We start from the raw sequence: 20,788 nt of genomic DNA, 5'->3' as shown, positions 1-20,788 counted from the left end.
AATTAACTTTACTGAAGACGATTATGGCTCTCTCTGATTTCGACCTGGTTCTGTTTGGCGGCAGCGGCGACCTCGCAATGCGCAAATTGCTGCCTGCTATGTTCAGCCGCGATGTTTGCGGCGACCTGCCGCCGACCGCGCGCATTGTTTGCGTCGGCCGCCAGGAAAGCACACAGGAAGAGTTCATCAATATGGTGACGACCACGTCGCGTCCCCATATCAAATCGACCCTGGCCACGGACGAGAACTGGAACCGCTTCATCGCCCGCATCGTCTATGTCGCGCTGGATGCCGTCGATTCGTCCACCTACAAAGGACTGGTGGATGCGCTGCGCAACGACCCGGCGATCACCCGCGTGTATTACCTGGCGACCCCGCCTGCCCTGTTCTCGCGCATCTGCGACAACCTGAAGGACAACGGCCTGGCCACGCCGAATTCGCGCGTGGTGCTGGAAAAGCCGCTGGGCCGCGACCTGGCCTCGGCCAAGCAGATCAACAAGGAAGTGGGCAAGGTCTTCGAAGAACAGCAGATCTACCGTATCGACCACTACCTGGGCAAGGAAACCGTGCAGAACCTGCTGGCCCTGCGCTTCGGTAACATCCTGTTCGAACCGCTGTGGCGCCGCGAGTGGATCTCCGACGTGCAGATCACCATCGCCGAGAAACTGGGCGTGGGCAACCGCATCGGCTACTACGACACCTCCGGCGCGCTGCGCGACATGCTGCAGAACCACCTGCTGCAGCTGCTTTGTATCGTCGCCATGGAGCCGCCAACCTCGATCGCACCGGACGCCGTGCGCGACTCCAAGCTGCAGGTGCTGCGCTCCCTGAAACGCTTCACCCCGACCACGCTGGCGCAGAACATCGTGCGCGGCCAGTACCGCGCCGGCCATGTGGAAGGCAAGGCCGTGCCAAGCTACCGTGACGAGCCGGAAGCACCGCAGAATTCGAAGACCGAAACCTTCGTGGCGATGAAGGTGGAAATCGATACATGGCGCTGGGCCGGCGTGCCTTTCTACCTGCGTACCGGCAAGCGCATGGCCGATTCGCTCGCCGAAATCGTGGTGCGCTTCAAGCAGATCCCGCACTCGATCTTCAACCAGCCGACATCCAGCTTCCAGCCGAACTCCCTGGTGATCCGCCTGCAGCCGGACGAAGGCCTGCGCATGAACCTGATGGCCAAGACCCCGGGCGAAGGCATGCGCCTGAAACCGGCGGAACTGGAACTGGACTTCCGCGAAACCTTCAAGATGCCGCGCATGGATGCTTACGAGCGCCTGCTGCTGGACGTTCTGCGCGGCCAACTGACACTGTTCATGCGCGGCGACGAGCTGGAAGCGGCGTGGGAATGGGTCGAACCAATCCTGAACAACTGGGAACAGGACGATTCCGCGCCGCTGCCCTACGCTTCCGGCACCTGGGGCCCGGCCGCCGCCAGTGCCCTGATCGGCCGCGACGGGCTACAATGGCGCGAAGAAGCTCTTCCTGAAGACTAATGCTGCTCGACTCCATCCGCACCCAGCTCGACTCGCTCTCCAAATCGGAGCGCAAGGTCGCGCTGGCCGTGCTAGACAATCCGACCGCTACGGTGGGCGCCAATATCACGGCGCTGGCCAAGACTGCGCAAGTATCCGAACCGACCGTGGTGCGTTTCTGCCGCACGCTCGGCTACGACGGCTGGCATGAGTTCAAACTGAAGCTGGCACAGGGCCTGGCCCTCGCCCTGCCCGGCCTGAACGACCAGCCGGCCCAGGATGATTTAGCGGCGGACCTGGTGAACAAGATCTGCAGCCGCTCCATCAACACGCTGCTGGACCTGCGCAATAACCTGCACGCCGAACCGGTGCAGAAAGCGCTCGATATCCTGTCGCGCGCACGCAAGATCGAGTTCTACGGCCATGGCACATCCGGCATTGTGGCGGCGGATGCGCAGCACAAATTCTTCCGCTCCGGCGTGCCGACCGTGGCCTACGCCGACCCGGCGATCCACAGCATTTCGGCCGCCCTGCTGCATGAGGGTGACGCGGTCGTGGCGATTTCCCAGCGCGGCAACAGCCCAGCCCTGGTGCGTTCGGCCAAGCTGGCCAAGGAAGGCGGCGCGGACGTGATTGTGCTGGCGCCATCCGGCACCCCGCTGGCGGAAGCGGCGACGGTACTGATCCCTATCGACCTGATTTTCAACACCGACCCCTACACGCCGATTTCGGCCCGCCTGGCCTACCTGGTGGTGATCGACGTACTGGCCGTCGGCCTGGCCCTGAAACGCGGCCCCGAATTCCGCAAGAAAATGCAGAACGCCCAGAAGGCGCTGCAGGAATTCGACATGCAATTCGACTCCTTTATCGGCTGACACGGCGTTCGTTGCGTTCCCGCCTCAGATAACAGCTTTTGCCAACAAAAAGATGCTAGTTTGCCAGCAAAAGCTGTAACCTAATCCGTGCTTAGGTCCCGCACGGAGTCTGAGATGCCCGCTGATGAACGCCTTATCCACCCGGTCTGGCTACGCATTACGCACTGGCTCAACGCCATCGCCGTCATTCTCCTTGTGGCGAGCGGCTGGCGCATCTACAACGCCACAGCGTTCATGGGCTTCGGCATCCCTCCCAATATCACCCTCGGCGGCTGGCTTGCCGGCGCCCTGCAGTGGCACTTCGCTGCAATGTGGCTCCTGGTCGCGAATGGCCTCCTGTATTTGCTGATCAACGCATTCAGCGGCCGCCTGCGGCGCCAGTTTTTCCCGATTTCCCCGCGCGAAGTACTGCATGACATAGGCGCCGCGCTAAGGGGAAAGCTGGGCCACGACGACCTGCGCCACTACAACAGCGTGCAAAAGCTGGCCTATGTGTTCGTCATGGTCGACAGCATTCTCCTCATCCTGTCGGGATTGGTGCTGTGGAAGTCCGTGCAATTCCCACACCTGCGCGAGTTATTGGGCGGCTATGAAGGAGCACGGCGGATTCACTTCTTCGCCATGGCGGCCATGTGCGCCTTTTTTGTTGTGCACGTCGTGATGGTGGCGCTAGTGCCGCGCACACTGATTGCCATGCTGCGCGGCCGCTAAGGACGAACCATCATGAGCCGATCCAAGATTGTGATGCCAGTCGAAGGAGAGGCCATGCTGGCCGACGCCATCGGCCGCATCGAGCAGCCATCGCGCCGCGAATTCCTCAAGCGCAGCCTGACGCTGGGCGGGCTTACCCTTCTCACCGGATGCGCCACCGACGACCAGGACAGCATCGAGGCTGCCCTGATGCACATCTCACGCTTTAACGACCGCATCCAGGCCTTGATATTCGATCCGACGCTGCTGGCGCCGACCTATCCGGAATCCATGATTACGGATCCCTTCCCTTTCAACGCTTATTACAGCGAAGACGAGGTGCGCGAGATCGACGGCGATGCATGGAAACTGGAACTGAGCGGCATGCTGGCCGACCGCAGGCCATGGACGCTGGAGAAATTGCGCGCCTTGCCTCAGCAGGCGCAAGTCACGCGGCATATCTGCGTGGAAGGCTGGAGCGCCATCGGCAAGTGGGGAGGCGTGCCCTTCTCGCACTTCCTGCGCTTGGTGGGCGCGGACCTGACTGCGAAATATGTCGGTTTCAAATGCGGTGACGACTACTTCACTAGCATCGACATGGCGACCGCCCTGCATCCGCAAACGCTGATGGCGCTCACCTACAACAACGCGCCACTGCCGCCGAAATATGGCTTCCCCATGAAACTGCGCATGCCGACCAAGTTAGGCTACAAGAACCCCAAACACATACAGGCCATTTTTGTCACCAACACCTACCCTGGAGGATATTGGGAAGACCAGGGCTATAACTGGTTTGGCGGCAGTTGAAGGCCTGTCGTACCGAAGTACCACGCAACACCCACGCAGTTCAACTCAACGTTATCGAGGACAAACATGAAAAAGATTTCCACTGTCGCCCTGATTACCGCTTGCCTGCTGGTTTCTGGCGCAACTTACGCCCAGGATGGAATGAAGAAGGACGAAATGTCCAAGGACGCCATGGCCAAAGACGGGATGAAGAAGGATGCAATGGCAAAGGACGGTATGGCCAAGGACGGTATGGCCAAGGACGGCATGGCCAAGCACACCAAGAAAAAAGCCATGCACAAGGATGGAATGGCGAAGGATGGCATGAAGAAAGACGGCATGGCCAAGGATGAAATGAAAAAGGACGACATGGCCAAGGACGCAATGAAGAAATAAGCATCGCGAAACGGGGTTTGGAGCGCATTTCATCGATTGCAGGCGCAGCTGCGCTAGAATTGCAATACTGCAATCAATTAGTAAAAAATGAAGATTTCCAAACCCCTCGTCATCGGCGTGGCCATCGTCGCGGCAGCTGCTGCCGGCGCCGCCTATTTGAAAACCAGCGCCAAGCCGCAGGTTGCGCCAGCGCCAACCGTCGCCGCCAGCACCGCCAACGCCGGCGAAGCGCACGCGCCGCTGCAGGCCGAGATGCAGGACATCCTGGCCAACTACCGCAAGATCATCGTCCTGCTGGCCGATGAACAATCCCTGTCGGAACTTGACCGCAAGGCAGCAGGCCAGGTCGGCCAGGTGCTGTTCCATGAAAACGTGGAGCGCATCGGCAAGGCGCGGCAACTGCTGGCCAAGTTGCAGGAAGCGCCTGCCGCCCAGCGCGATGCGGCCTACGACATCCTGCTGACCTATATCGAATCGGCCTCCGACCTGTATGACGCCGATCGCCTCGCATTCCGCGAAGTGCTGGTCGAAATGAAGCAGCAGGCAGCGGCCAACCAGACCCTGCCCGGCATCAAACTGCACAAACGTGTGAGCGAAGACCTGGCCGCGCTGGAAGACATCGAGCGCCAGTACGACAAGGAATTGAGCGGCATCTTCGCCCGCTTCGACCAGCGCGCCATCGTCCCCAAGCGCGAACGTTGGGAAGACTATGTCGCCCACCTGAAAAAGCTGTTCACCCGCGAGCAGATCATGAAGGATTACGGCGTGATCGTGCCGTATCCAAGCAAGCCAAACCCGGACGACGCCGCGAAAGAAATCTTCGGCAAGTCGCTGCCGCCGAAAACCGTCGTGCTGACTTTTGACGACGGTCCGCACGCGACCTACACCGACGAAGTGGCGGCCATCCTCAAACAGTACGGCGTGACGGGCGTGTTCTTCCAGGTCGGTAAGAACCTGGGCGAAGTCAATGCGCAAGGCAAGGAGGCGTTGAGCAAGAAACAGGCTGCCGCCAGCCGCCGCCTGCTGGAAGGCGGCAACGTGCTCGCCAACCATAGCTACAGCCACGCCCTGCTCTCGAAAGAAAAAGGCGACCAGCTGTATGGCGAGATCGCCCAGGCCGACCAGCTGCTGAAGGCGGTCGACACGCGCCGCTCGGCGCTATTCCGCTTCCCTTACGGCGCGCATAACGCCGAAGGCCTGGAAGTACTGGGCAAGCTGGGCCTGCGATCGGTGATGTGGAATATCGATTCGCTGGACTGGGCCGACCCGGTGCCAACCTCCATCGCCAACCGTGTGCTTGGTACGCTGGAAAAGGAAAAGCGCGGCATCATCCTGTTCCACGATATCCACGAACGCACCGTCAAGACGCTGCCTCTCGTGCTGGACAAGCTGGTCGCAGATGGCTACAGCTTCGCCACCTGGGATGGCAATGACTTCACCATCACCAAGCCTGGCAAACCGGAACCGGACAAAGTCGCCATCAGCACTGGCTACGCAAACAGCTACGCCGTGGTCATCGGCATCAACGATTACCAGAAATGGCCCAAGCTGCAATATGCCGTGCAGGATGCGAAGGCGATTCGCGACACGCTGGTCAACCGCTTCGGCTTCGACGGCGCGCGCGTGTTCACGCTGACCAATGGCGACGCGACCCGCAACAATATCCTCGCCCTCTTCCACGACAAGCTGGCGGAAGCCAAGCTGAAAAAGGACGACCGCATCTTCGTGTTCTTTGCCGGCCATGGCGCCACGCGTCAACTGAGCTCCGGCCGCAGCCTGGGCTACATCATTCCGGTCGATTCCGATCCGCAGCAAGTGAGCGTCGATGCAATCCCGATGACGGACTTGCAGAACATCGCCGAAAGCCTGGATGCCAAGCACCTGCTGTTCGTGATGGATGCCTGCTACAGCGGCCTTGGCCTGACGCGCGGCGGCGGCACGAGCGCCTTCCTGCGCGATAACGCCCGCCGTATCGGCCGTCAGATGCTGACCGCCGGCGGCGCCGACCAGATGGTGGCGGACGGCGGCCCTAACGGCCACTCCGTCTTCACCTGGACCCTGCTGCAAGCGTTGGGCGGCAAGGCCGACCTGAATGGCGACGGCATGATCACCGCCACCGAACTGGCCGCATACGTGGCGCCGGCCGTTTCCAGCGTGTCGCAGCAGACGCCGGCCTTCGGCAGCCTGCCTGGTTCCGAAGGCGGCGAGTTTGTATTCCAGCTGCCTGCCGAAGCAGAATTCCTGAGCGAGAACAGCGCACAGCTATCGCAGGAAGCCATCGCGCTGAACAAGAAACTCGATACCGGCCGCAATAGCCAAGCTGAAGGCAATGCCGTAGTCGTGAAAAACCTGCAAGGCGAAGAACAGAAAATCGCCGCACCGAAGCCGGTGGACGCATCAAGCCGCCAACTGGCGCAACGCGCCAATGACCGCGGCCTGCAGCTGTACAAAGAGAAGCAGTACGCGCAGGCGGAAGCCGCTTTCACCGAAGCGCTGAAGTACCGTCCTGACTTCGGCCTCGCCGCCAACAACCTGGGCTTCGTCTACTTCAAGCAGGACAAGTATGCAGAGGCCGCGCGCTGGTTCGAAAACACGATCCAGATGGACGCATCGCGCGCCATCGCCTACCTGAACCTCGGCGACGCACGCCAGCGGCAAGGCGACCAGGAGAAGGCCAAGAAAGCCTACGCCAGCTTCCTGGAACTAGCTCCGAACCACCCAAGCGCCGGTTACGCGCGTGAGCAATTGAAGAAGCTGGGGTAAAAAGATCCGGTTGCCGCACGCACTGTGCGGCACCTGGAGTGAGGAGACCTACAATGTTGGGAGCGAATAAGCATCTAGTGTATGACAGGGAAGAAATGCTCTGTGTGCTGAAAGACTCAGCTGAACTTCAACTATCCCTCTCCGTTTAGACTGGATTCGACGCTGGCGGTTCCAAATAGACCGGATCAGAAGTGGGGAGAAATCGGAATCCCGCCTCCCCACGTATCGACGAACTTATTTTTTCACTTTGGACTTGGTTGCTGCTTGCGCGACTGATGCAGCCCACAGGGCTTCAAAGTGGTCAATGGTCAGTGCCTCTCCGCCTTCACTGAAAACCAGCTTGGCGCCGTTCTTGGTTTCAAACTGGTCGGTGGAAGCTGGGAAGATTTCTACTGCTGGCTGGCCTTTGAGCGTCACGAAGAAGCGCCCAACCTTGCGGCTGAAGCGCACCTGCTCTTTGTTATCGAGTACGTATGAGTACTCGTAATCCGAGAACTGCTGAGGTTCCATATGGAAGCGGCGGGCTTTGACGGTCACGCTTTCCATGGGTTGCGCAGCTTGGGTGGCGTTGGCGCCTTGTGCTTGTGGCTCGGCGATCGCGAACTCAGCTGTTGACCAGACCGCGAGCGCGGCCAGGCTCATAACAATGATTTTCATTTTAGCCCCCAATAAATTATCAGAGAACAACTTCATTGTAGTGCTATAGGCGGCTAATGCGAGGGCGTCGAAACTTGTTGCAGCGAGCGTAATGTGGCCTGGGCTTCATCGCGCCATGGGCCGCCGAGCTTGATGGCAGTTTGCGCGGCGGCGCGGGCCTCTTCGAGTTTGCCGAGTTCGCCGAGTACGACGGCGAGGTTGTTGAAGGCGGCGCCGTTGTCGGGATGGGCGACGGTGGCGCTACGGAAGGCTTCAGCGGCACCGGCGCGGTCGCCTGTGGCGTAGGCGCTGTTGCCAAGGCCTAGTTGCAGGGGCAGTGTGTTGGGCCAGCGTTCCAGGGCGGCGCGGTAGGCGAGTTGGGCAGACTTTGGCGGCGCCGATTTTTCGTAGACGATCAGCGCCGGCTGGAGGTCTTCCAACTTGGTGGTGGCTGGCAGCTGGCCGGGCGCGAGTGCGACCATGCCCCAGAAGCCGCTGCGCGCCCATGTGTGTTCGAACGTTGAAAGCGGCATTGTCATGCGCCGCGTGGTGCCGGAGCGCAGGATTATTTCGCCGCGGTCGATGTCGTAGCCGATAGCGACTGCGTAGTGCCACTTCGGCACGATGGGGAGGCTCAGGTTTTGCAGCACCAGCACAGGATGGCCGGCGTCGAGTTCTTCGAGCAGCGCGTCAACGCGCGGCTCGATGCGCGCGGTCAGCGCGCCATGGCGGCGGCCGGCGGCGAGCAGTTCGATTTGCAGGCTGCCTTCACGGCCGGGAAGATAAACCTCCGGGACCAGGGTCTCAGGCGAGACGTCGATGCGCGCCGAACCAAGCACCATCGCCAGCGCAGCAGGGCCGCACTGGTAGCGCTCCTGGGCGTGGAAAGGAGTCGAGCTGAGTTCTTGCTGGTGTGGTCCGGTGCGCGGCGCAGATAGCAGCGCGCGGGTCTGCGTTGCCGCACAGCCTGCCAGGCACAGGACTATCGCCGCTGTGGCTAGCAGGCGCTGCACGATTAGCGTGCGGAGCGGGTGAACGGGAATACTTTGGTCAGGCCGAGGATGTCGGTCACCAGCAGCACGACAAAGATGAAGACCAGGGCGCCGACCAGGCCGTCACCACCGGCTGGCAGCGAATCAACCTGCTGTGCCATGGATGCCGCTTCTTCGTCGCTCATTGCCGCGACGCGGGCTTTCGCATCAGTTGCGGAGATGCCGTTGTGTTCGAGGGCCGCTTGCACATCAGCGCGTTCCAGCGCTGCGGCGAGGCGTACGCGGACTTGTGCCGCTGCGTCCGCTGCTGCGACTTGTGCGGTACTGACCATGGCAGCTTGTGCGCTTTGCTGGAAGCTCATCATAGTGAATGCGCTCAGCAGGAAGTGTACGAAGAATTTTTTCATGTTGTGACCCCTAGGATAAATAACCGAAGGTTACCCTTTAAGAAATTTCCGTGACGCACGATTGTCGCCAATACTCACATCGACGAGCGCTGCTGGTGGCGACGGTCTTTTATGGCGTCTACGCCCTCAACTTCTTTGCGGACTTTCCATTGTGGCCGACCAAGGATACGCTCGACCAGGGCTGGAGACAAGCCGGCGAGCAGCGCATTGCGCATAGCGACCTGTTTCCCGAACGCCGCCTGGGCAAGCAGCGCCAGGGAGACTTTTTCTGCCCTCACGTGATCAATTCGCCTTGTCATGCTTTAACGATACCTGCGGCGAATTGTCCTGACTGTTGGTTACTTAACCAAATTACAAACCTTCGCGCAACATCTTCTCCATTGCTACCCGTGATACGTGCGGGGTGTCCTTGCCGGTTTCCACCTGCCACTGGCCACCCTTCTGCAGCACGATGTATTCGACCTGGGCGCTACCGCCTTTTGGATGGGGTACGGCTTGCTCCAGATCGAGCGAAGCGGTCGCCGTATAGGTGTAGGTGACGATGGCTTTGCAGCGGGCGCCGTCGCAGTTCAGCGCTTCGGTTTTCGAGCCGTCGACCAGGTGAACTTGCTCGTAGTAGCCCTCGGTGTCGTTATGCAGCCGCCCGCCGTCCAGTTCGAACTTCAGGAATTGATCGAGGGCTGCTTGCGGGGTAGGCTCCGCGGCGTGCGAGGTCACGGCGGCGCAAAGCGCGGCCAGGGTGAGTAGTTTTTTCATGCGGGTATTATATTTTTCCGCAGAGCAATCACTCAACGCAAATTTCCGACGCAAAGCTCTAAATTCCATATAATGCCTTTCATGCAAGAATCGACTCTGTATGGCCGCGTGCTCGGCCTCGCCAACCTTGGCTTAATGGTGCTGGACGCGGACCAGCGCATCGTTTTCTGGAATCAATGGCTGGCCAGCCGCTCGGGCATGGCGGCCTCCCGCGTGCAGGGGTTGACCATGCTGGAAGCCTTTCCGGAACTGGCGGGACAACGTCTCGAACTGGCCGTTCACACGGCGCTGGCGAACAACCTTCCGTCCGTGCTGCCGCAGAATCAGGACCGCAGGCCCTTCCCACTTTTTGCAGCTGGCACCTGGGGCGGTGAACGCATCGAGCAGGCTGTGACGCTGACGCCTTTCAACGAGGGCAAGGAGCGCTTTTGCATGGTCGAAGTGGCGGACGTCAGCAACACCGTGGGGCGCGAGCGACAACTGCGCGGCCAGGCCGAAGCCTTGCGCGCACAGTCCTATGTGGACGGTTTGACCGGCATCGCCAACCGCCGCCATTTCGACGTGGCGCTGGACCGCGAGCTACGCCGCGCACAGCGCCAGGGCGCCAACCTGTCCCTGCTGCTGATGGATATCGATTCCTTCAAGGCCTACAACGACCATTTCGGACACCAGCAGGGCGACGCTTGCCTGACCCTGGTGGCTGAGGCCTTCGCATCGCGCCTGCAACGCCCGGCCGACCTGGCGGCGCGCTACGGCGGCGAGGAATTTGCCGCCGTGCTGCCTGATACCACGCCCGAACAGGCGGCGCAGCATGCGGAAGTAATCCGTGCATATGTGGAGTCCCTGAAAATGGCGCACGCGCCCAAGGCCGTGCATCCGCACGTTACCCTGAGCATCGGCGTAGCCAGCTTCGATAAAGAGCGCCTGCACGACGCCAAGTCGCTGCTGGAAGCGGCCGACCGCTCGCTGTATATCGCCAAGCGCGAGGGCCGCAACCGCGTGGTCGTCGGGCAGCCGGCCTAGCCTTTGTAGAAGTACGGATCGAGCGCCGTCACCTGTGTGATTTTGTCCACGGGCAGGTGATTCATTTCGGCTGTCTCGCGGATCGCGTCCGGCGACGGGGCTTCATACAGGCAGTAGGTTTTGCGCAGGTCGTCGCTCACATAGGAATGAATCCATGTGACGCCGCTGCCGGCGTTGGTGCCGATCACCAGATCGCAAGCCTTGGCGCCTTCCGCATTGATGGGGATGTGCAAGCCTTCAGGGAATGTGCGCTCAACAATATAACGGGGCATGATGGTCTCCTGTTGGATCGGCGGCCGCGCCGCCAATCTTCACCATAGACTATCTGGCCGCGCTGTCCAGTTGTTGAGCCACTAGCTCAGCAGTGGCGGCGGACATGGTCCAGCCAAGGTGGCCGTGGCCGGTGTTGTAGAACACGCCCGGACGCTTGCCGGGGCCGACGCGCGGCATCAGGTCGGGCATCATCGGGCGCAAGCCGGCCCAGGGTACGACCTGGCGCGTGCTCACACCGGGGAAGCATTCCTGCACCCATTTCACCAGCGGTGCGATGCGGTCGGCGCGGATGTCGCGGTCGAAGCCGTTGAATTCCGCCGTCCCTGCTACGCGGAAACGGTTGTCGCCCAGTCGGCTGCTGACCAGCTTCGTGGAGTCGTCGACCAGGCTGGCGGTGGGTGCGGCGGCGCGGCTGGATTCATCGTCCAGCATGACCGTGATCGAATAGCCCTTGACCGGGTAGACGTTGATGCGGTCGCCCAGCATGGCGGCCAGTTCGCGGCTGGCCGTGCCGGCGCAGACTACCAGTGCGTCGAAGCCTTGCTGCACTTCCTCGCTTTCGCGCACGTAGGTGATGCGCGCACCCTTGTCGCCTGCCTGCAGGTGGCGCACTTCGGCGTCGCATACCATCTTCACGCCACGCGCTTGCGCCGCTTGCGCCAGGCCGGTCGTGAATTTGTGGATGTCGCCGGTGCTATCGCTCTCAGTGAAAAAGCCGCCGTAGAACTGGCCTTCCAGCGTGGGTTCGATACCGCGCATTTCCAGAGGTGTTACCGCGCGCCTCTGCAGGCCGCCTTTTGCCAGCAGGCCGCTCACTTGCGCGGCATGGTCGAAGCCGGCCTTGTCGCGGCAGACGTGCAGGATGCCTTCGCGCCGCGCGTCGAAATCAATGCCCTCTTCCTTCGCCCAGCCAAACAGGTGCTCGCGGGCCGCAATGGCAAGCCGCGCACAGGCGATGGTGTTGGTTTCGTAATGGGGAATGGCGGACAGGAATTCGGCGAACCAGGACAGCTTGTGCCAGCTCGGTTTGGGATTGACCAGCAAGGGCGCGTCGCCGCGCAGCATCCATTGCAGTCCTTTGCGCACGGTGCCCCAACTGTTCCACACCTCGGCATGGCATGCCGACAGCTGGCCGCCGTTGGCAAACGATGTTTCCATGGCCGGATAGCGGTGGCGCTCAAACAGGGTGACCGACAGGCCACGGCGGGCCAATGCGTAGGCGGTGGTGACGCCGGTGACGCCACCGCCTATGACTGCGATTGATCTCATCCTACTGCGCCGCCATCCTTCCATGCGAGGCAGCGCCAGTCGTGCCCAATGCACCGGCGATCAGCAGTACGTACCACAACGCGCCGGTGCCGCCGTGCAGCGCCAGCATGGCTGTGGCGTCGGCCACCAGGGCTATAGCGCACCCAAGGGCCAGCAGCAACAAGGCAATCGAAACCGCAAACGAAAGCGCGCGGAAGTTGGCCACGCGTGCGCCCGTGGCGAACAGCAGGTAGCCTGCCACGCTAAACAACGGAAACATCAGCCACAGCGATGCTCCGGCGGCCAGTCCCCCTACGCCCAACTGGGCCATGACGAGGGCGGCTCCGGAAAAAAGGCCTAGCGCCAAAAGCAGTGCTCCAACAATGGCTAGGATCATGGTTTTGCTCCTTGAATACCAAAATAAGAATTCGCTAATAATGCCCATTGTAAACGCAACATGGCGGCGGCCACCGATTTAGTACAATAGGTTTTTTCGTCCCTAACGTTTCCAGGACCGCAATGAACCAGCTAGAACAGCTCAAGCAATACACCACCGTGGTTGCCGATACCGGCGATTTCCAGTCGATCAAAGCTTATGCTCCGCAAGACGCAACGACCAATCCGTCGCTGATCCTGAAGGCAGTGCAGAAGGACGAATACAAGCCGCTGCTGGAAAAGGCCGTGCGCGACAACCCTGCCGCTTCGACCGGCGAGATTATCGACAAGCTGCTGATCGCCTTCGGCACCGAGATCCTGAAGTTTGTTCCAGGCCGCGTTTCGACCGAGATCGACGCTGCCCTGTCCTTCGACGTGGCGGGCAATGTGGCCAAGGGCCGCGAGCTGATTTCCCTGTACGAGAAGGCCGGCATTCCGCGCGAGCGCGTGCTGATCAAGATCGCCTCCACCTGGGAAGGCATCCGCGCTTCCGAGCAGTTGGAGAAGGAGGGCATCCGCACCAATATGACCCTGCTGTTCTCGCTGTGCCAGGCGATCGCCTGCGCGGAAGCGGGTTCGCAGCTGATTTCCCCGTTCGTCGGCCGCATCTACGACTGGTACAAGAAGTCCACCGGCATCGATTACCAGGGCGCGGAAGATCCGGGCGTGCAGTCGGTCAAACGCATCTACAACTACTACCGCAAGTTCGGCTACAAGACCGAGGTGATGGGCGCGTCTTTCCGCAACACCAGCCAGATCCTGGAACTGGCGGGCTGCGACCTGCTGACCATTTCGCCGGACCTGCTGCAAAAACTGGCCGACACCCAGTCTCCGGTCGAACGCAAGCTGTCGGCAGCCGATACCGGCGCCGCGATGAAGATCTCCATGGACGAGAAGACTTTCCGCTTCATGCTGAACGACGATGCGATGGCGACCGAAAAGCTGGCTGAAGGCATCCGCGCCTTCGTGGCGGACTCGAATAAGCTGAAGCAGATGATCTCGGCCATCCGCTAAGTAATTCCCGTACCTGCTTCAAAAAGGGCGCTTCGGCGCCCTTTTTTGTCATTTACCGCTATACAAAACGTTACAATTGACAGTGTTATACAATTTTCGGCGCAGTCCCACTCACAAAAAGAGACGCCAATGAAACCTGTATTGCGCACCCTGCCGCTGGCCATCGCCCTGTCGCTTACCCTTGCGGCCTGCGGCGATAAGAAGGACGCCAACAAGGCCGCCCCGCCCCCTCCCACAATTTCCGTCGTCACCGTCTCTTCTGGCGCGGTCACCATTACCAACGAGCTGCCGGGCCGCATCGAAGCGTCGCGCATCGCTCAGGTGCGAGCGCGTACGCCGGGCATCGTGCTGCAGCGCGTATTCAAGGAAGGCGGCGACATCAGGGCGGGTGAGGTGCTGTTCCGTATCGATCCCGCGCAATTCCAGGCCAATGTGGAAAGTGCCGACGCGGCCATCGCCCGTGCGGAAGCGAACCTGGCGCAGGCGGACCTGAAGGCCAAGCGCTATAAGCCTTTGCTGGCAGCGCAGGCAGTGAGCCAGCAGGAGTATGACGACGCGGTCACCGCGCAAAAGCAGGCCGGCGCAGAGTTGCAGTCGGCCCGCGCCTCGCGCAAGAATGCCGGGCTGACGCTGGGTTATGCCACCGTGACAGCGCCGATCTCGGGCCGCGTGGGACGCGCCCTGGTGACGGAAGGCGCGCTGGTCGGGCAGAACGAGGCAACGCCGATGGCGACCGTGCAGCAGCTCGATCCGATCTACGTCACCATCACCCAATCTTCCGCAGAACTGCTGCGACTCAAACAGGCGCTGGCCGGCGGCACGCTGAAAAGCGCGGGCAAAGACCAGGCGCGCGTGACCCTGCTGACTGAGGATGGCCAGGAATATTCGCGTCCCGGCAAGCTGCTGTTCTCCGACGTGGCGGTGGATGAATCGTCCGGCGCGGTGTCGATGCGCGCTGAATTCCCGAACCCTGAACGCACCCTGTTGCCGGGCATGTATGTGCGCGCCCGCCTGGAGCAAGGCGTGAACGAAGCGGCCATCACTGTTCCGCAGCAGGCCGTGGTGCGCGGCGCAGAAGGGGCTTCGGTGTGGGTGGTCGGGGCCGACAACAAGGTCAGCTCGGTGCCGGTCAAGGCCGATGCTTCGCTCGGTGGAAAATGGGTGGTCAGCTCGGGCCTGAAAGGCGGCGAGCGCGTCGTCGTGGAAGGCTTCCAGAAGACCAAGCCAGGTGGAACCGTGAACCCGGTTCCATGGAAAGGTCCAGCGAACGGACCTGCACCGGCGGGCGCTGCGCCTGCGGCATCCGCTCCGGCGGCCAGGTAAAGGGGCCGCCACATGGCAAAGTTCTTTATCGACCGCCCCGTGTTCGCGTGGGTGATCGCCCTCTTCATCCTGTTGGGTGGGGCGCTGGCGATCACCATGCTGCCGGTGGCGCAATACCCGACCATCGCGCCGCCATCGATTGTGGTCAGCGCGGCCTACCCTGGCGCTACGGCGCAAGTGCTGGACGATGCGGTCACCTCCGTCATTGAACAGGAGATGAACGGTGCGGACGGCTTGCAGTACGTGGAGTCGCAAAGCGATTCCAATGGCTCCGTGAGCATTACCGTCACCTTCCAGCCGGGCACCAACCCGGACCTGGCGGCGGTGGACGTGCAGAACCGCATCAAGCGCGTTGAGTCGCGCTTGCCACAGGCGGTGATCCAGCAGGGCGTGCAGGTCAACAAGGCGCGCTCCAATATCCTGATGTTCGTCGGCGCCTATTCGACTGATGGGAGCATGGACCCGACGGCCATCGGCGATTACCTGGCGCGCAATGTGCTGAATGAAGTCAAGCGCTTGCCGGGCGTGGGCCAGGCCCAGTTGTTCGGTACCGAGCGTTCGATGCGGGTTTGGGTCGATCCCGACAAGCTGACCGGCTACAAGCTCAATATGAGCGATGTGACCGCCGCGATCCGCCAGCAGAACGTGCAGGTGGCGGGCGGCACGGTGGGCGACCTGCCGAACCCGCGCTCGCAGACCTGGTTTGCGCCAGTGGTGGTGACGGGCCAGCTGTCGTCCGTTGAGGAATTCGGCAAGGTGGTGCTGCGCGCGAATCGCGACGGCTCCCTGGTGCGATTGAAGGACGTGGCGCGCATGGAACTGGGCGGCGCCAGCTACGGCATCCAGGCGCGCCTGAGCGGGCAGCCTTTCGTGGCAATCGCCGTGCAGCAGTCGCTGACCGGCAATGCGCTGGCCACTGCGACCATCGTGCGCGAGAAGATGGACGAGCTGCAGAAGTTTTTCCCGCCGGGATTGAAGTACACGGTGCCGTACGACACTTCGCTGTTCGTCAAGATCTCGATCGAGGAAGTGGTCAAGACCCTGCTGGAAGCGGTGGCGCTGGTGTTCCTGGTGATGTACATCTTCCTGCAGAACTTCCGCTACACGCTGATCCCAACCATCGTGGTGCCGGTGGCGCTGATGGGTACTTTCGCGGCGATGCAGGTGTTCGGCTTTTCGATCAACGTGCTGACCATGTTCGGCATGGTGCTGGCAATCGGCATCCTGGTGGACGATGCGATCGTGGTGGTGGAGAACGTTGAGCGCATCATGAGCGAGGAAGGTTTGTCGCCGCGAGATGCGACGCGCAAAGCCATGTCGCAGATTACGGGCGCGATTATCGGTATCACGCTCGTGCTGATCGCGGTGTTCATTCCTATGGCTTTCTTCGGCGGCGCTGTGGGTGCGATTTATCGCCAGTTCTCGCTGTCGATGGTGTCGGCCATGGTGTTCTCGGCGCTGATGGCGCTGTCGCTGACGCCGGCCCTTTGCGCGACCATGCTGAAACCAGTCGAGGCGGGACACCATCACGCCAAGACCGGCATCTTCGGCTGGTTCAACCGGGGCTTCGCTTCCACGGCGACGCATTACCAGGGCTGGATTGGCAAGATCCTCACGCGTACCGGGCGCTTCCTGATCATCTATGCCGTCTTGCTGGGCGCGGTGGCCTTGCTGTACGTGCGACTGCCCTCCTCTTTCCTGCCGAACGAAGACCAGGGCTATATCATCGCCAACGTACAGTTGCCGCCGGGTGCTTCGCGCAGCCGCGCCGAAGCTGTGCTGGCGGAAGTGGATTCCTATTTCCGTTCGCAGCCGGGCGTGGCGCGCACCATTGCGGTGGCGGGCTTCAGCTTCTCGGGCAGCGGACAGAATGCGGGCCTGGTGTTTGTGCCGCTCAAGGACTGGAAGGAGCGCGGTCCGGACCAGTCGGCCGATGCGATTGCCATGCGGTCCTTCGGCGGCCTGGCCCATATCCAGGATGCGCAGGTGTTTGCATTGAGCCCGCCGCCGATTCGTGAGCTTGGCAATGCGACCGGTATCACGGCGCGCTTGCAGGACCGAGGGGGGCTTGGGCACGAGGCCTTGCTGGCGGCGCGTAACCAGCTGCTGGAGTTGGCGGGCAAGAGCAAGGTCCTGACCGGCATGCGTCCGGAAGGCCTGGAAGATGCGCCGCAGGTGCAGGTGGATATCGACCGGGAAAAGGCGAATGCGCTTGGCGTGTCCTTCGGTGATATCTCGGCCACGCTGGGTACGGCTTTCGGTTCGTCGTATGTGAATGACTTTGCCGCCAGCGGGCGCCAGCAGCGCGTGATCGTGCAGGCGGATCAATCGCGGCGCATGCAGCCGGAAGACATCCTGCGCTTGAATGTGCGCAGCTCCACCGGGATCATGGTGCCGTTCGCGTCCTTCGCGACTACGCGCTGGGTGACGGGGCCGATCCAGCTGGTGCGCTACAACGGTTATCCTGCTTATCGCCTGAGCGCGAATGCGGCGCCGGGCCATTCGACGGGCGAGGCGATGGAGGAGTTGCTGCGCCTGGCCGAGCAGTTGCCGCCGGGCTTTGGCATTGAGTGGACTGGCCAGTCTTCCGAAGAGCGCTTGTCCGGTTCGCAGGCGCCGGCGCTGTTTGCCCTGTCGATGCTGGCGGCCTTCCTGGTGCTGGCGGCGCTGTATGAATCGGAGTCGATTCCGGTCGCCGTGCTGCTGGTCGTGCCGCTGGGCGTGTTGGGTGCACTGCTTGGGGCGCATATCCGCGACTTGCCGAATGACGTGTACTTCAAGGTGGGCCTGATTGCGATTATCGGCTTGTCCGCCAAGAATGCGATCCTGATCATTGAGTTTGCCAAGGATCTGCAGGCGCAGGGCAAGGGGCTGATCGAGGCGACGCTGGAAGCGGTGCACTTGCGCTTCCGCCCGATCATCATGACCTCACTGGCGTTCATTCTCGGCGTGCTGCCGCTGGTGATCGCATCCGGCGCTGGTTCGGCTTCGCAGCGCGCCATCGGTACCGGCGTAATGGGGGGCATGATTACTGCCACCGTGCTGGCAGTCTTCCTGGTGCCGGTATTCTTTGTGGTGGTGCGCCGTATCTTCAAAGGCAGCGAGCGTCAACGCCGACTGGCCGCACATGAACTGGACCTGCCGGAGAATAAGCAATGATGAAGCTTGATTTCGCAGCCGCGCTGCTGCTGGCCGGAGCCCTGTCCGGCTGCTCCATGGCGCCGACCTACCAGCGCCCTGCTGCGCCGGTCGCTGACAACTTCCCGGACTTGCCGCCAGCCGGCGCGCAGCAGTCCGCCGTGGACACCGGCTGGCGCGCCTTCTTCCCTGACGGCCGCCTTCAGCAACTGATCGAAGCGGCGCTTGAAAACAACCGCGACCTGCGTATCGCCGCCCTGCGCATTGAAGAAGCGCGCGGCGCCTACCGCATCCAGCGCGCCGACCGCTTGCCGACGCTAAACGCAAACCTCAGCGAATCCCGCAGCCGCACGCCAGGCTTTGCGAACAGCAACGGCTTGCCGCAAACGAGCGAACGCTTTGACGTTGGTCTTGGCATCGCTGCCTTTGAGCTCGATTTCTTCGGCCGCGTGAAAAGCCTGAGCGACTCGGCGCTGGCCAACTATCTCGCCACCGAAGAAGCCAAACAGGCCGCGCAAATCAGCCTGGTCGCCGAAGTCGCCAAAGCCTACTACACCGAACGCGCCTTCGCCGAGCAGCAAACGCTGGCTGAAAGCACTTACGAAGCCCGCAAGCGCACCTTTGACCTGACGAAAAAACGCGTTGAAGGCGGCGCCTCGTCGCGCCTCGACCTGCGCTCCAACGAGCAGCAGATGGAGACCGCCCGCGCTTCCGCCCTGGCATTGGCACGCCAGCGCGCGCAGGCCGCCAACGCCCTCACCTTGCTGATCGGCCAGGCTCGCCCAGCAGCGCCAGGCACGCCGCCTCCGATGGACGATGCCCAGGCCGACGCCATGTCCGCCCTGACCGCCGGGCTGCCATCGGACCTGCTGGCCAACCGCCCCGACATCCGCGCCGCCGAGCAGCGCCTGAAGGCCGCCAACGCCAACATTGGCGCCGCGCGCGCCGCCTTCTTCCCGCGCATTGCGCTGACCACTTCGGTCGGCAGCGCCAGCCGCGATTTCAGCGGCCTGTTCGAAGGTGGCAGCGGCACATGGAGCTTCGCGCCGCAGCTGGTGCTGCCGATCTTCGACAGCGGCCGCAATATGGCCAACCTGGACGTGAGCCACGCCCGAAAGAACATCGCCGTGGCGGACTACGAAAAAACCATCCAGGGCGCCTTCCGCGAAGTGGCCGACGCTCTGGCAGCGCGGTCCTACCTCGGCGAACAGGTCGCCGCCCAGCGCGCGGTGCAGGACGCCCAGGCCGAACGCCTGCGTCTATTACAATTACGCTTTGAAAACGGGGTCGCCAGCTCGCTCGACGTGCTCGACGCCCAACGCGAATTGTTCACCGCGGAGCAGGCACTCGTCCAGGCGCGCTTGCTGCGCACAACCAGCGCCATCGATTTGTACCGGGCGCTTGGAGGAGGCTTGAAGTAGTGGATTCACCAATCAGTATCCGGCTTGGCCAGCGAGCCCGCCAGCGCATCGAGCGCGAAGGCTTGCAGGCCGCCGACATCGCCATCATCCCCGCCGCAGCGGGCGGCCCCAAAGGCCTGATCCTGAACGGCATCGACCAGTGGATGTTCGGCGAATGGCTGAAACAGGCGCCGCGCAAGCGCCGCCTGATCGGCGCTTCCATCGGCGCCTGGCGCATGGCGGCCGGCGCCTTCCATGACCCGGTCGCCGCGCACAAACGCCTGGCCCACCACTACGCCCACCAGACCTACCCTGACAAGGTGGATGCCGCTTACGTGAGCCGCGTAATTCGCGGCCTGCTCGATAGCGTGCTCGATGGGCGCGGCGAGGAAATGCTGACCAATCCCGACTACCTGCTGTCGGTGATCACGGTACGCGGCATCGGCCCGCTGGCCAACACAGGCGGTAGCAAATGGCGTGAAATGGCCGGCTTCCTGCGCGCCGCTGCGGGCAATGCCGTTTCGCGCAGGCGCCTGGCCGGTGCGATGGAACGCGTGGTCTTCCACGACAGCCGCGATGATGCCGCATGGCTGCGCACCAGCTTCGATGCCTTTGCCTCGCACTACGTCGGCCTGTCCGGGCAGAACCTGCATTCGGCGCTGCTGGCCTCCGGCTCGATCCCGCTGGTGCTGCAAGCAGTGAGCGATATCCACGGCGCGCCGCCCGGCGACTACTGGGACGGCGGCTTGATCGACTACCATCTGCACCTGCCCTACCAGCGCGATGAAGGACTGGTGCTGTATCCGCACTTCACCGACCATATCGTGCCTGGCTGGCTTGATAAGTCGATGCCGTGGCGCCGCGCCCGCGACAGCGCACTGGAAAACGTGATCCTTGTATCGCCCTCGCCTGCCTTCGTAGAGCGCCTGCCGAACCGCAAACTGCCCGACCGCACGGACTTCAAACACTATGGACAGGACCATGCGGCTCGCATCCGCGACTGGACCTACGCCATCGGCGAAAGCCAGCGCATGGCCGACGCGCTGGCGCAGTGGGCAGAGCAGCCCGATTTGCGCACCGCCGGGTCTTTTTAAGCTACGTGATATCCCTGTTGCAGCCTTGCAACGGGATATCTTCCACGCAAATATTCGGGTGCAT

The 20,788-nt window shown here is 62.1% G+C and carries 20 protein-coding genes; 12 read left to right on the top strand and 8 right to left on the bottom strand.

All coding sequences use genetic code 11. The features are described 5' to 3' along the window. Positions 1 to 23: 23 nt before the first annotated feature. The 6 genes from zwf to AC1RTP_RS00595 all read left to right on the top strand — a co-directional run bounded on the left by zwf (position 24) and on the right by AC1RTP_RS00595 (position 6,985). Complete coding sequence (zwf, locus tag AC1RTP_RS00620) at positions 24 to 1,496, top strand: glucose-6-phosphate dehydrogenase (protein ID WP_498604021.1); 1,473 nt, start codon at positions 24 to 26, stop codon at positions 1,494 to 1,496. Continuing rightward, complete coding sequence (locus AC1RTP_RS00615) at positions 1,496 to 2,350, top strand: SIS domain-containing protein (RefSeq protein WP_498604020.1); 855 nt, start codon at positions 1,496 to 1,498, stop codon at positions 2,348 to 2,350. The genes zwf and AC1RTP_RS00615 overlap by 1 nt, the downstream gene beginning before the upstream one ends. Before the next feature lie 114 nt (positions 2,351 to 2,464). Next, positions 2,465 to 3,061, top strand: a complete 597-nt coding sequence (locus tag AC1RTP_RS00610) for a cytochrome b/b6 domain-containing protein (protein WP_498604018.1) — start codon at positions 2,465 to 2,467, stop codon at positions 3,059 to 3,061. Between the two features lie 33 nt (positions 3,062 to 3,094). Then, entirely contained in the window at positions 3,095 to 3,847 is a 753-nt protein-coding gene (locus tag AC1RTP_RS00605; RefSeq protein ID WP_498604869.1) for a molybdopterin-dependent oxidoreductase, read from the top strand. 66 nt (positions 3,848 to 3,913) lie between these two features. Next, on the top strand, positions 3,914 to 4,222 hold the full coding sequence (locus AC1RTP_RS00600; RefSeq protein WP_498604016.1) for a pentapeptide MXKDX repeat protein: 309 nt from the start codon (positions 3,914 to 3,916) through the stop codon (positions 4,220 to 4,222). Between the two features lie 87 nt (positions 4,223 to 4,309). Continuing rightward, complete coding sequence (locus tag AC1RTP_RS00595; protein ID WP_498604014.1) at positions 4,310 to 6,985, top strand: polysaccharide deacetylase family protein; 2,676 nt, start codon at positions 4,310 to 4,312, stop codon at positions 6,983 to 6,985. 234 nt (positions 6,986 to 7,219) lie between these two features. On the opposite strand, the gene AC1RTP_RS00590 is transcribed toward AC1RTP_RS00595, so the two are convergent. The 5 genes from AC1RTP_RS00590 to AC1RTP_RS00570 form a co-directional block, all read right to left on the bottom strand. Then, a complete protein-coding gene (locus tag AC1RTP_RS00590) occupies positions 7,220 to 7,678 on the bottom strand; it encodes a hypothetical protein (protein ID WP_498604013.1) in 459 nt (152 codons plus the stop codon). Between the two features lie 17 nt (positions 7,679 to 7,695). Next, entirely contained in the window at positions 7,696 to 8,634 is a 939-nt protein-coding gene (locus tag AC1RTP_RS00585) for a PA2778 family cysteine peptidase (protein WP_498604012.1), read from the bottom strand. Between the two features lie 2 nt (positions 8,635 to 8,636). Then, entirely contained in the window at positions 8,637 to 9,020 is a 384-nt protein-coding gene (locus AC1RTP_RS00580; RefSeq protein WP_498604011.1) for a PA2779 family protein, read from the bottom strand. Between the two features lie 74 nt (positions 9,021 to 9,094). Continuing rightward, entirely contained in the window at positions 9,095 to 9,319 is a 225-nt protein-coding gene (locus AC1RTP_RS00575) for a hypothetical protein (protein ID WP_498604009.1), read from the bottom strand. A gap of 52 nt (positions 9,320 to 9,371) precedes the next feature. Continuing rightward, a complete protein-coding gene (locus AC1RTP_RS00570; RefSeq protein WP_498604008.1) occupies positions 9,372 to 9,776 on the bottom strand; it encodes a hypothetical protein in 405 nt (134 codons plus the stop codon). Positions 9,777 to 9,857: 81 nt separating this feature from the next. Here AC1RTP_RS00570 and AC1RTP_RS00565 point away from each other — a divergent pair, with 81 nt between their 5' ends. Further along, positions 9,858 to 10,799: a diguanylate cyclase domain-containing protein gene (locus AC1RTP_RS00565; RefSeq protein ID WP_498604007.1), complete on the top strand. Its 942-nt coding sequence runs from the start codon at positions 9,858 to 9,860 to the stop codon at positions 10,797 to 10,799. On the opposite strand, the gene AC1RTP_RS00560 is transcribed toward AC1RTP_RS00565, so the two are convergent. From AC1RTP_RS00560 to AC1RTP_RS00550, 3 genes are read right to left on the bottom strand one after another with little or no spacing between them, the layout of a single operon-like run. Continuing rightward, positions 10,796 to 11,071: a DUF4242 domain-containing protein gene (locus AC1RTP_RS00560; protein ID WP_498604005.1), complete on the bottom strand. Its 276-nt coding sequence runs from the start codon at positions 11,069 to 11,071 to the stop codon at positions 10,796 to 10,798. The two genes, AC1RTP_RS00565 and AC1RTP_RS00560, sit on opposite strands and share 4 nt — an antisense overlap. Before the next feature lie 49 nt (positions 11,072 to 11,120). Beyond that, on the bottom strand, positions 11,121 to 12,341 hold the full coding sequence (locus AC1RTP_RS00555; protein ID WP_498604004.1) for a D-amino acid dehydrogenase: 1,221 nt from the start codon (positions 12,339 to 12,341) through the stop codon (positions 11,121 to 11,123). Position 12,342: 1 nt separating this feature from the next. Beyond that, positions 12,343 to 12,717 (bottom strand): hypothetical protein, encoded by a 375-nt coding sequence (locus AC1RTP_RS00550; protein WP_498604003.1) that lies wholly within the window; start codon positions 12,715 to 12,717, stop codon positions 12,343 to 12,345. 122 nt (positions 12,718 to 12,839) lie between these two features. Between AC1RTP_RS00550 and tal the strand changes: the two genes are divergently transcribed. The 5 genes from tal to AC1RTP_RS00525 all read left to right on the top strand — a co-directional run bounded on the left by tal (position 12,840) and on the right by AC1RTP_RS00525 (position 20,724). Next, entirely contained in the window at positions 12,840 to 13,769 is a 930-nt protein-coding gene (gene tal, locus AC1RTP_RS00545) for a transaldolase (protein ID WP_498604002.1), read from the top strand. Between the two features lie 129 nt (positions 13,770 to 13,898). Next, on the top strand, positions 13,899 to 15,092 hold the full coding sequence (locus AC1RTP_RS00540; RefSeq protein WP_498604001.1) for an efflux RND transporter periplasmic adaptor subunit: 1,194 nt from the start codon (positions 13,899 to 13,901) through the stop codon (positions 15,090 to 15,092). Between the two features lie 12 nt (positions 15,093 to 15,104). Next, positions 15,105 to 18,251, top strand: coding sequence for an efflux RND transporter permease subunit (locus AC1RTP_RS00535; protein WP_498604000.1), 3,147 nt, complete (start codon positions 15,105 to 15,107; stop codon positions 18,249 to 18,251). Continuing rightward, positions 18,251 to 19,651 carry an efflux transporter outer membrane subunit gene (locus AC1RTP_RS00530; RefSeq protein ID WP_498604868.1) on the top strand — a complete coding sequence of 467 codons (1,401 nt, stop codon included), beginning with the start codon at positions 18,251 to 18,253 and terminating at the stop codon, positions 19,649 to 19,651. Before AC1RTP_RS00535 ends, AC1RTP_RS00530 begins: the two co-directional genes overlap by 1 nt. After that, complete coding sequence (locus AC1RTP_RS00525) at positions 19,651 to 20,724, top strand: patatin-like phospholipase family protein (RefSeq protein WP_498603999.1); 1,074 nt, start codon at positions 19,651 to 19,653, stop codon at positions 20,722 to 20,724. Before AC1RTP_RS00530 ends, AC1RTP_RS00525 begins: the two co-directional genes overlap by 1 nt. Positions 20,725 to 20,788: the final 64 nt, after the last annotated feature.

This window comes from Pseudoduganella sp. GW821-FHT11H04, from assembly GCF_058807935.1.
This window is presented reverse-complemented; position numbering and strand designations above follow the sequence as displayed.